Raw genomic sequence first — 12089 nt, 5'->3', positions numbered from 1 at the left:
GAAGAACACGACCACCCGCAGGACGCATGCCGTTTCTGCACTGACGCTCGCGGGACTGACGCTGGCCGCGGCACTGGCAGGTTCCCTGCCGGCGTCGGCCGCGACGGGCCCCGGGGACGAACCCTACCGGCCGGCCATTCACTACACGCCGGCAAAGAACTGGATGAACGACCCCAACGGGCTCGTCTTCTACAAGGGCGTCTACCACATGTACTACCAGCACAACCCCTCCGGTAACACCTGGGGGAACATGTCCTGGGGCCACGCCACATCGAAGGACCTTGTTCACTGGCAGGRGCAGCCGCTGGCGATCTCCACCGATGCAGAGCAGGACATCTTCTCCGGCAGCGTCGTTGTGGACAAGGACAACACGACCGGTTTCGGTACGAAAGAGAACCCACCGCTGATCGCGATCTTCACCAGCGCCTACAAGGACGCCTCGCCCCACCGCGGCCTGCAGGCGCAGTCCCTGGCCTACAGCCTCGATGACGGACAGACCTGGACCAAGTACTCCGGCAATCCTGTACTGAACCGAAACTCCGCCAACTTCCGTGACCCGAAGGTCTCCTGGTACAACAAACCCGGCGGCGGAGGCTACTGGCTCATGACCGCGGTCGAAGCCCAGGAGCACAAGGTCGTCCTCTACAAGTCCGCCAATCTCAAGGACTGGACCGCCCTGAGTGAATTCGGACCAGCCAATGCCACCGGCGGGCAGTGGGAATGCCCCGACCTGTTTCCCCTCGCCGTGGACGGCGACCCGAAGAACGTCAAGTGGGTCATGGTGGTCAACATCAATCCCGGCGGCGTGGCCGGCGGCTCCGCCGGCCAGTACTTCGTGGGGAACTTCGACGGCACCACCTTCACCTCCGAAACCACCAAACCCGTGGCCACGCCCCCTCCCGGCACGGTCCTGGCCGGATTCAACGACGGAACTTACAACGGCTGGACCGTCAACAACGAGCCAGGAAACTGGAAGAACGGCCCATTCGGCAGCACTCCGGCAAACGGAGCCCTTCCCGGCCAGAGCCCCGTGACCGGCTTTGACGGCAGTGGCCTGATCAACTCCTTCAACGACGGCGACTGGCCGCTCGGGTCCATGCAGTCACCTAACTTCACCGTGACCGACGACTACCTGAACTTCCTCGTGGGCGGTGGCAAGCACCCCCGCGTCTCCGACAAGCTGGACAACACCCCGCCCGAAGGGGAACTCAAGTTTGACGGCTTCGAGGTTCCCGCCGGGACATCGCTGGCCGACGCCGGCTGGACCGGGACCGGCGACCTCACCCCCAACTTCCAGCCCTCCACCAGCGGCGGGGACTTCTACCTCGGGGCCAAACGGATCAACACCTTCGAGACCGGCACCGCACCGGGCGATGACCGGCAGGGCACCCTGACATCACCGGAATTCCCCATCACCAAGAATTTCATGAGCATGCTGGTCGGCGGCGGCAACCGCTCCGCGGACTCCGGACAGATCCTGGCCGCCCAGTTGCTCGTCAACGGCAAGGTGGTCCGCTCCCTCGCAGGAGACAATTCCGGAATCCTGAACTGGAAAGGCTGGGATGTCGCCGAGTTCGCGGGACAGAATGCACAGTTGCGTGTAGTTGACCAGGCCACCGGCGGGTGGGGACACCTGACCCTTGACCACGTCATGCTGACTGACGGCCCGGCCGTTCCCCGGTCTGACGAGGAATCGGTAAACCTCGTGGTCAACGGACAAGTGGTCCGCACGGCCACCGGAAACGACAGTGAAAAGCTCGACTGGGCATCATGGAATGTCAAAGAATTCGTTGGCCAACAAGCACATATCAAAGTGGTCGACAATAACCGATTCGGTTGGGGCCACATTCTCGCGGACGAGTTCATGCTCTCCTCGAAACCGGCACAGTCGGCCCTGGAGACCTATGACTGGCTGGACTACGGACGCGACTACTACGCCTCCGTGTCCTTCGCCAACATGCCCGAAAACAAACGGGTCATGCTGGGCTGGATGAACAACTGGGACTACGCCAACAACATCCCCACCAACCCGTGGCGCAGCGCCATGGCCCTGCCGCGCGAAGTGAAATTGACCCAGACCCCGGAAGGGCCCCGGCTCACCCAAAGCGCCGTCAAGCAGGTCGACAAGCTGGCCCAAGAGCCAAGCTACTCAACCCCGAAGGGCATCCCGATCGAGGAGGGAACAACCCCGCTGCCCGCGGCCGCCTCCGGTCAGGTCCAACGAGTCGACATCACCTTCGCGCCGGGCACGGCCAAGAAATCCGGCATCACCGTGCTGGGCGATGGAGCCGCATCCACCGTCATCGGCTACGACGCCACGACCGGGAAGCTCTTCGTTGACCGCACTAACTCCGGCAACACCGCGTTCCACCCGGCCTTCGCTTCCATCGAGGACGCCCCCGTCACCCTGGACAAGAAGGGCTACGTCACCCTTCGGGTCTTCCTCGACCGCTCCTCAGTTGAGGTGTTCGCCCAGGATGGTCTGCGGACCATCACCGACCAGGTATTCCCCAACGCCGGAGCCGACAAGATGGCCCTCTTCGCAGAAGGCGGTACCGCCCAGCTCAAATCACTCACCGTGACACCGCTTGAAAAGGCAATGTTCCTGGCTGAAAAGAAGTGACCCAACCCGCCGCCTGACGGGCTCCCCAAGGAGCCGGAACTGAAGGGATTGCGCCCATATTGCACCGGGCTCAATCCCTTCAGTTCGTCCATACCCCGGCGGCCGAAACATCTCAGTGCTGACCTGGCTCCAGCCGGTCAGCTGACACAACAGAAGGCTGGGGGGCGCCAGTCCYCCCCGTAGGAGACCAATCCCCGAAGAATCTACGCGTGGTTTCTGGTAGCACGGCTACCGAAAGATTGCCGAGCGCCGCTGCAGCGCGCTGCTGTCAACATCTGAGGTTCGACTGGTGATGCGAGACGGTCGCGGAACTGCTGTGGCTGGCGAGGCATCGGCTGGTTCATGGTCATAACAATGCTGGGGCGCCTTGCGGGTTGCTATAGCTGAGAAGTGTTTCGCTGAGCGCCTGATCCAGGGGAGGGGCGGTGACGCCGAGCCTTTTCGTGATTTGCTGCTGTCGACGAGGAGTGGAGGGTGTGAGATTCCGGCCGCAAGAGCACAACGGAGGACGGCGGGAGGTCCCGCCGTCCTCCGCAAAATGTGGCAGTCAGCGCCGTCCGGTTAGGACTCCGCACCCGTTTTTCCAGGGGCGAGACCGTAGAAGGGCGTGAACCGACCTCTGGCTCCGGGGGAAATGTTGGAAAGGACGACCGAAGCGCTCTCCGGTGCTGCCAAATGGTTTCTGTTGGATTGCGGATGTTTCCGGGGGAGTCCAGCGTTTGCAGGGGTTGGAATGCAGTTCGAGTCCCACCTCGGGCACAGCAACCCCCTCGTCAGAGGGGGTTTTGCTTTAACGTGTCAACATTGACCCTGTTCGGGTCCCTCTGACGTTTGTYGCGGCCTGTTGCTGGCCGCCGCGATGGCCTATGAAGTTATGTGGGTGGCGGGTTCAAGGTCCTGGCTGGTGGGCCCTCCGCCTGCCGGGATGTGGGGTCATGTTGGTCTCCTTTCCGGCTTGGCCTGGCAGCCGTGGTTGGTCCAGTACCTATTCATGCGGTGGGGTTGTGGTGACGATATGACCTGCGCGAAATTTCTTCGAGGTTCTTGCCTCGATTCGCTGCTTCTTGGGGCCTGGGGGAGAAGCTGGTGGCTGTTTATCCGGCCAAAGGGGGTGTGTACAGTGGCCACACCGGTGTCTAGATGACGCCGTGGCTCATCGGTGACCCTCTCGTTTCCTATTTCTACTGACACGAGGTGGAAGGTTCCTCCTTCTGCATCTCGCTGCCGAATGGTGACATCCAACCCGAACTCCCGCACGGGGTCTTCTTCCAGGACACGCGCATCCTGTCCCGCTGGAACCTCACCGTCAACGGCCAGCTGCTGGAGCCGTTGGCGGCGGAAACGAAGGAACTCTACCGGGCGTTGTTCGCCGGCCGTGTTGCCCGGCCCGGCTGCACCGTTTGTTCGTCCCGCACCGGGAGATTTGTCTCCGCAGCACCGGCGCCGGATTGAGTCGGTGGCGAGGATTCCGGTGCTGCAGATGGGCCACGGTTCCATCGAACGGACCTGCAGCGCAGCTACGACGATCTGGGCGCGCTCAGGATCGAAGACCCCGACCATCCGGACCGGCTGGTGGTCGCCGCCGGAGCGCCCTGGTTCATGACTGCGGCCGGTCTGGTGCGCTACGGTTTCGTGAAAGAAGCGCAGCAGATCGCTACGGCACTGCTTGAGGCTGCCCAGTACTCGGACGGCCGGTTGCCCGAGCTCCTCTGCGGCTTCGACCGGGAACGGTTCACCCAGCCCGTGCCGTACCCGACGGCGTGTTCGCCCCAGGCCTGGGCCGCGACCGCGCCGATTCCGCTGGTGACAAGCCTGATGCGCTACGACGCGCATGTATCCCGGGGTGGTCTGTGGCTGGACCCGGTACTGGGGAGGCCTACGGCGACCTGCACATCACCAATGCCCCATGGCCGGCGGCCGGATTACCATCGACATTCCCGGTTCCACCACCTACGTCCAAGGGCTACCCGACGGCATGGCGCTGCACCGGTGGAACAGGCCAGGCTGCGCAAAGAACCTTAGCGGGACGAGCAGGCCCGACAGCCTTATGGCCAACTCGGCATGTCACCTCCTGCTCACCTCAGGCGGGGAGGTGGGCAGCAGCAACTGGGCCTTGCCGTCGCGGTCCACTCGATAAGGGCTACGGATTAATGTCATCTGCACGGCGGGAACTCCCTGGTCCCATAGAGTTCCCGCCGTGCGGATGGTGTTTGTGGTGCGGGTTCGTCCCTGTCAGTCCTGGCGGACCTTGCTGGGGTCGACGTTCCGGGCGGCGAAGATGAGCAGGCCGGAAGCCAGGATGGGGAGGACGCCCCACCACAGGGTGGCGTTGATCCAGCCGGCGCCGGCGGCGAGGGTGGCGGTGATCAGCAGGCCGCCGATGATCGCTCCGACCTGGCCGGACGCGTTGATGATGGAGCTTCCCGTTGCCCGGGTGTGGACGGGGAAGCTTTCGCCGGTGAAGAACAGCAGGGCGGAGAAGGGGCCGATGAGGAAGAACAGCCCGGCGCTGTACAGCCCGATGATGAGCGGGAAGTTCCCGTTCGGTGCCTGGAGCATGGTGAAGAAGGAGACGGCACACAGGATCCAGCCGATCCCGATCGCGTTGCGACGCCCGATCCGGTCGCCGAGCCAGCCGTGGAACAGGTAGCCGGCGAAGGCCGTGGCATTGGAGATGATGAGTACCAGCAGCGCGTTGTCGAACTCGATGTTCTTGCCGTCCGGTGCGGTAAGCAGCGACGTGCCGAGGATCGCGAATGCAAGGACGCCGAGCCAGTTCAGGAGGAAGGCTCCGCCGATCGTCAGGGTGGACCGCAGCGACTCCCCACGGAAGACCGAGACGAGCGGACTGGCCTTCTCCGAGACGTCGATTCCGTATTTCTCCCCGAGCTGCTGCGCCTCTTCCACCCTGCCGTCCTTGATCATCTTGTCGATCTGGTGACGGTGGGCGAATTGGGGGCTCTCCTTGAGCCAGCGTCCGGCGATGACGATGAAGACGGCGGGGATGGCGGCCACGGCGAAGCAGAGCGCCCACCCGCCGATGGGGAACAGCAGGTAGACGGACCCGGCAGCCAGGACGGAGCCGACCGGCCAGCCGGACTGGACGAGTGAGTAGATGAGACCGCGGCGGCGGGCCTTGGCGGGATCGCTGTTGTGGGCAAACATCTCGTTGAGGTAGGCCGCGTTGATGGCCTGTTCGGCGTAGCCGAGGCCGGCCAGTGAACGCACGAGGACCAAGAAGACGAGTCCCAGGCCGGCCGCGATGCCCACAACCCAGCCGACAGTGGCGGTCAGCAGTGAGGCGACGGCGGCACCGACGACGGCGATCAGGATGCCCTTGCGGCGGCCGATCCGGTCGACGATCGGGCCGATCCCGAAGGCCACGAGTGCAGTGCCGGCGGTCACCCAGGTATTGATCCCCGTGGACTGGGCCGCGCTCAAGCCGAGGTCTGCGGCCAGCACCGGCAGGAGGTTGCCGAACAGGACGAAGTCATAGACGGCGAAGGTCCAGGCGAAGAAGCAAATCCAGGTGGCCAGCCGGACGTCCTTGGGCGTGACATCAGACTCGACAAATTGAAAGGTTGGGGCAGTGGTCATAACGGTTCCTAATTCACGGGGATGGTGGGATGTGATCAGTAGGGAACGAAGGGGGCGGCCTGGAGACCAGCGTCAATAACTGGCTCCAGGCCGCCCCTTTTACTGCGTTTACTGGCTTAGGTTGCGGAACTGAGCTCGGCGACCAAAACCTCGCGGCGTTCGGCGGTTGACCTCAGATCGACCGTGAGTTGGCCGTTGACCTCATTGATGACCACACCGTAGTCACGGGCGGCCGCCTCGGCGGTCGTGAAGCCGTCCAGCACGTCCTCGAGGACCTTCAGCGGGTCCCGCTTGTGCGGGTCGCCGAAGCCACCACCGCTGGGCACGGTGATCTGCAGGGAGTCACCGGCCAGCAGTTGACGTCCGGTGACCTTGGACGGCCAGGACTCCTCGCCCGCCCGGCCGACGTTCTTCACGAGCGAGCCGTTGAGGCCGTCATGGCCGCCGAAGGCTCCCCATGGGACGTCCGACTCGTGGCGTTCACCCTCGCAGGTGATCGCGGTGTCGGTCAGGAAGGTGTTCTCCCGGACGATGCCGATGCCGCCGCGGAATTCACCGGCGGCCGCCGGCTCGGAGCGCAGTTCGTAGCGGTCGGTGCGCATCGGGAACCGCCACTCGAGCTCCTCGATCGGGTTGTTGCGGGTGTTGGCGATGAGGTTGTCTACGGAGTCCGGCCCGTCGCTGGTTGCGCGGGCGCCGTAGGAGCCCTCGTTGACCTCGAGGTAGACCCAGTACTCGCCCTGTTTCTCGTCCCATCCTGAGTAGGAGATGAAGTGGATGTGGGCGGAGTTGCCGGCCGTGACGCGTTCCGGGATAACGGGGGCCAGGGCCCGCAGGGCCAGATCGACGGCCCGCTGTACCTGGGAGAACCGCGAGAAGGTCGCAGCCGGGTACGTCGGGTTGAAGATGGTGCCCTCCGGAGCGATCACCTTCAGCGGCTTGAGCATGCCCTCGTTCTGGGGCACGAACACCGGGAAGGCGACCTCGTCCAGGAATATCATCCGGGTGATGAACGTGAATGCCGAGACGGTGGTGCCCTCGAAAGCGCAGTTATAAGCTGTGGGCACCTGTTCGGAGGATCCGGTGAGGTCGTAGGTGATCTCGTCACCCTCGATGATCACCTTCACGACGATCGGTAGCTTCTTGCCGTAGTTCCGGCCGTCGTCGTCCAGGTAGCCGACCTCGGTCTCGTAGACGCCGTCGGGGATCTTGGCGATCTCCTGGCGCAGCATCCGCTCCGAGTAGTCGATCCAGCTCTGGCCGGCTTCGCGGACCGCGCCGAAGCCGTACCGCTCGATGAGGGCGATGTAGCGGGACTTGGCCAGCTCGCAGGCGGCGATCATCGCCTGGAAGTCGCCCTCGTTGGAGGTGGGTGTCCGGGTGTTGTTGAGGATGTGCCGGATCAGCGATTCCTGGCGGACGCCCTTCTCGGAAATCTTCACCGCCCGGAAGATGGTGCCTTCGGACTGGATGTCCTGGATGTCCACCATCAGTCCGGAGTACGCACCGCCGTTGTCGATCAGCTGGCCCGAGGCGCCGGCGAAGCCGACGAGTTCCCCGTCGTGGAAGATCGGTTCGATGATCGCGACGTCGGGGGAGTGCGTGGCGCCGAGGTACGGATCGTTGTGCAGGATGATGTCACCGTCGTGGATGTCGTCGCCGAGGACCGAGATCACACCCTTGACGATCTTGGGCATCGAGCCCATGAACATTGGCGTGGAGTCGGACTCGGCCAGCACGTTGCCGTCCTTGTCGAAGAGCCCTGCACCGAGGTCCTCGGACTCACGGATGATCGAGGAGTAGGCCATGCGGAAGAGCACCGATGCCATTTCCTTTGCTGCGGAGTTCAGGGCGCCGCCGATCACGCGCATCAGGATCGGGGTGGCCAGYTTCTCGGCGCTCTGGGTGGCGGCCGGGCAGTCGATGACGAGGTTGCCGGCTGCATCCACCGCTCCGGAGAATCCCGGAGGAATAACTGTGGTGGAGTCGTACTGCTCGATGATGGCGGGGCCGGTGAAGGTGATTCCCACGCCCATCCTGTCGCGGTCGTAGAAGCCGGTGTCCAGGGTGACCGGCTTGCCATCCTGTTCGAAGGTCACCGGGCGGGTTTCCACCAGGGCGTCATCGAGGGAACCGGACTTGATCGCTTCCGGCGTGGGCAGGTCATCCATCAGGGCGCTGGCCTCCACGCGGATGTTGATGACTTCCACGGTGCCGTTCTTGAAGCGGTGCCCGTACTCCTCGAAGTGGGCGTCGTGGAAGGCCGCCTCGGCCATTTCCAGCCAGGCCTGGTTAACCGGTCCGGCGGGCGCAGTGAAGCGGATCTCGTACCCCTGGCCCTCGTAGCGCGCGTCGGCGAGCCATTCGAGCTTGCGGCGTCCGGCTGGCACATCCTCGGCATCGAGTTGGGCGTTGGCCTCGCGCTCCAGTTGCTCATAGGAGCCCTGGATGGCGGCGGGGTCTGCGCTGGCGAACGTGAACCGCCTGGTGGCGACGAACTCATACTTCTCGTCGGTAGCCAGCAGGCCGGTCGCAGCCATGATGCCCGGGTGGGCCGGGATCAGCACCTTCGGGACCTCCAGCTCCGCGGCGATCTCGCAGGCGAACAGTGCGCCGGCGCCGCCTGCCGCGACGAGGGTGAAGTCACGCGGATCGTAGCCGCGGCGGACGGAGTTCTGCTCGATCGCCTGGGTCATGCCGAACTTCTGGATCTGCAGCGCGCCAAGGGCGGCCTGGTCCACGGACATGTTGAGTTTTTCCGCCAGACCTTCCATGGCCTTTCGGGCGCCATCGAGATCCAGATCCATGCCTGAGCCTGCCAGGACGCGGTCAGGGCGCATGCGCCCCAGCAGCATCTGGGCGTCAGTTGATGTCGGCTCCGTCCCGCCGCGGCCGTAGCAGACCGGGCCCGGGACGGCGCCGGCAGACTGCGGACCCACGCGGAAGACCCCGCCGGCGTCGACGTAGGCGATGGAGCCGCCGCCTGCGCCGATGGTGTCGATGTCCACCATCGGGACCATGGCCTGGTGGTCGCCGATCTTGGTGTCCAGCAGGTGGCGCATGCGCAGTTCACCCTGGTAGGCCACACCGATGTCCGCTGAGGTCCCCCCAATGTCCAGAGTGACCACGTTCTCGAAGCCGGACTGACGGCCGGCCCACATGCCGCCGATCAGGCCGCCGACCGGTCCGGACATCATCAGTGTGACGGGCCGCTTCGCGGCCTCCTTGATCGGGACCATACCGCCGGAGGACTGCATCAGCAGGATCTCCCGCTTGTAACCCAATCCTTCTGCCTGCTCCTGCAGGCGGTAGAGGTAACGGGAGACCCGGGGCCCGACATAGGCATTCAGCGCCGTGGTGGAAAACCGCTCATACTCCCGGTACAGGGGCACGATGTCACTGGAAAGGGACAGGTAGGCTTCGGGGAACTCCTCCGCGACAATCTCCCCGATCCGCTGCTCATGGGCGGGATTCAGATAGGAGTGCAGCAGGCAGACGGCGATGGCCTCGACACCGGCCGCCTTCAGCTCGCGTACGCGCTCACGGACCTCGTCCTCGTCCAGGGGAACCAAAACGTCGCCGTTCGGTGCGGTGATGCGCTCCTTGACGGTGAGCCGGTGACGGCGCTTGATCAGAGGCTTTGTCTGCCAGGGCAGATCCTGCTGAAGGGAGAAGTTATGCGGCTTCTTGTGCCGGGCGATGTGCAGGATGTCCCGGAAACCCTCGGTGGTGATCATCCCGACCTCCGCACCGGTGTGCGTCAGCGCGGTATTCGTGGCGACCGTGGTGCCGTGCACCAGCTGGTCGATCTCCGAAAGCGAGACCCCGGCCTTTTCGCAGAGCTTTATGATGCCGTTGATCACGGCCTCAGACGGGTCGTGCGGGGTGGAGGGAACCTTTTCCACAACGGCGATGCGCTGGTCGTCGTCCGAGAAATACAAGTCGGTGAATGTACCGCCGACGTCTACTCCGATGCGCTTCATAAGGGGGTCCTTTCGAAAGTTTGGTTCAGGACTGGGTTGAAGGGAAAGACGGGGGGCCTCTCGGCCGGGCCCGAATTCACCCGGGATTGGAGCTAGTCCGCTGGGCCGGGGGTCCGGTCCCGCAATCCGATGTGCCGTAGCTCACATCGTTGCTTAGAAAGCAATTTAGTTCCTTTGCGAACAACACGCAATGTTTTTGACGTTCATTTCTTGGGACTTCCCCTTTTGCGTCAGGGGACGTGCGCCTCCCTAAGAGTTGGAGAGCAGCTTGCGGAAGGATTCGGCAAGGCTCTGCCAAGCAGGGTGGGGAGGGGRCACGGTCGGTTTTTGGACTGCTGAGAAAAAGGGGTTACATGTTGCAGAACTATCGGCTACGGCACCCGGCCGGCCGTCATCCACATTGACATGGCCAACGCCTGGACCCGCCCGGGCCACCAGTTCTCCTCCTCGATGTGAACCTGCCGTCCGGCATGGGCCTGTGGTCCCAAAAGATCCCGGTTGAGACCCTGGGCGATCGCCGAGGGCTTCCGCCCGATCATCGTCAAGGAGGCCGTGGGCGACCCCGTGCCAGGAGTCGTGGCGTGGAACCTGTTCGATATGGACTCCAAGTTCGGCGACGTGGAGCCGCTGGAGACTTGTCCTCCGACGAGAGGTTGGATGGGCACACCGTACGATGGCTACGGTGACTGCGCGTAGCGCCTGGAGAGGGAGAACCCATGCTTGACCCACAAACAACCACTGACAAACCGCAAGGGGCGGCAGCATCGCTGCTCAACGGTCTTACCGTGCTCGAAGCCTTCTCCGTCGCCAAGCGTTCCCTCTTGGGCGTCACGGAGATCTCCGAGCTCGTTGGCCTGCACAAGAGCACGGTCTCCCGGATGCTTAGCGGCCTGGACGAAGCCGGCTACGTGCAGCGCGACGAGGAAACAGGGCGATACCGCCTCGGGCTCGGGATGATCGGCCTGGCCGGACCACTGCTGGCCGAGCTTAGCGTCCGCCGTGCCGCACTGCCCCACCTCGAAGAACTCACACAGGCCACCGGCGAGACGGCCGCGATCGCCGTTTGGAACGGCAGCAACGCGATTGTCGTGGAACAAACGGCTTCCACCCACCAGGTCAAGCACAGCGCGGCGATCGGCACGCGCTACAACAAGTTCGCCAGTTCCTCAGTCCGCGTGTTCCTCGCCGAACTGCCGCCCGAGGAGACCGACCGCCTGCTTGCCGACCGTACGGTCCTGCGGGAGGGCTACCTGGGTCTCGAAGACCCGGCCCACGAACAGCTCGTCGGCGTACGTGACGACGGCTTCGCCGTCAACGACGGCGAGACCACTTACGAGGAATACGGCGTGTCCGCTCCTGTGCGGGACTACCGGGGCGAAGTCGTCGGCTGCATCACAGCCAGCGCGCCCCGATCCCGAGTGCAGTACATGCAGAGTCAGTCGATCCTGCGCGAAGCCGTGCTCGAGGCCGCGGCGCGGGTGTCTACACGGTTGGGCCACCTGCCGGGGAAACAGATCCAGGTCGCTGACGGCGCTGTTGGCTGATCCGAGCAGGAGCCGATGGGCCTGCGAGCCGTGATCCTCGGTGGTTTGCCAGAGCAGGGACCGACGGAGCCTCAAGCAGGGCCACCCCCTCGAAGTTGGCAGCTGCTCCCTCTCGGATGACCCTTTCCGAGTGCGACAGCGCGGTCAAGCGTCTCGATCTGAATGCGGTCGAATACATGATGTTGCTGACGTTTCGCCTRGCCGCGTGGATGAATCACCCCGGAAGCGAGGCCGCCCAGCCCAAGCGGGTGGATACTTCCGAGGCAGCCTGTTGTACGGCTTGAACCAGAGCATCCTTGGTGGCGTGCTTTTGCACGCGGGAACGGGGGGCGGATGCAGTGA

At 64.1% G+C, this 12089-nt stretch carries 6 protein-coding genes and 1 pseudogene; 5 read left to right on the top strand and 2 right to left on the bottom strand.

Translation table 11 applies throughout. From position 1 onward, the window contains the following. Positions 1–55: 55 nt before the first annotated feature. From AC1D1W_RS17720 to AC1D1W_RS17710, 3 genes and pseudogenes are all read left to right on the top strand, one after another. On the top strand, positions 56–2623 hold the full coding sequence (locus AC1D1W_RS17720; RefSeq protein WP_476944369.1) for a GH32 C-terminal domain-containing protein: 2568 nt from the start codon (positions 56–58) through the stop codon (positions 2621–2623). Between the two features lie 1194 nt (positions 2624–3817). After that, positions 3818–4075, top strand: a complete 258-nt coding sequence (locus tag AC1D1W_RS17715; protein ID WP_439954079.1) for a glycogen debranching N-terminal domain-containing protein — start codon at positions 3818–3820, stop codon at positions 4073–4075. Positions 4076–4228: 153 nt separating this feature from the next. Next, a pseudogene (locus AC1D1W_RS17710) lies at positions 4229–4760 on the top strand (hypothetical protein); the annotation flags it as partial. A gap of 95 nt (positions 4761–4855) precedes the next feature. Here the strand turns inward: AC1D1W_RS17710 and AC1D1W_RS17705 are convergent. After that, positions 4856–6220, bottom strand: a complete 1365-nt coding sequence (locus AC1D1W_RS17705; RefSeq protein ID WP_243177955.1) for an MFS transporter — start codon at positions 6218–6220, stop codon at positions 4856–4858. Positions 6221–6336: 116 nt separating this feature from the next. Then, positions 6337–10203 (bottom strand): hydantoinase B/oxoprolinase family protein, encoded by a 3867-nt coding sequence (locus tag AC1D1W_RS17700; RefSeq protein WP_476944368.1) that lies wholly within the window; start codon positions 10201–10203, stop codon positions 6337–6339. Positions 10204–10701: 498 nt separating this feature from the next. On the opposite strand from AC1D1W_RS17700, the gene AC1D1W_RS17695 reads away from it, so the two are divergent. After that, the gene (locus AC1D1W_RS17695) at positions 10702–10899 is read left to right on the top strand and encodes a cysteine hydrolase family protein (RefSeq protein WP_216699165.1); all 198 of its coding nucleotides are present in this window, start codon (positions 10702–10704) and stop codon (positions 10897–10899) included. A gap of 20 nt (positions 10900–10919) precedes the next feature. Then, positions 10920–11747: an IclR family transcriptional regulator gene (locus AC1D1W_RS17690; protein WP_028278268.1), complete on the top strand. Its 828-nt coding sequence runs from the start codon at positions 10920–10922 to the stop codon at positions 11745–11747. The last annotated feature ends 342 nt before the right edge of the window (positions 11748–12089 follow it).

It is taken from the genome of Arthrobacter sp. P1_B4, assembly GCF_056406555.1.
This window is presented reverse-complemented; position numbering and strand designations above follow the sequence as displayed.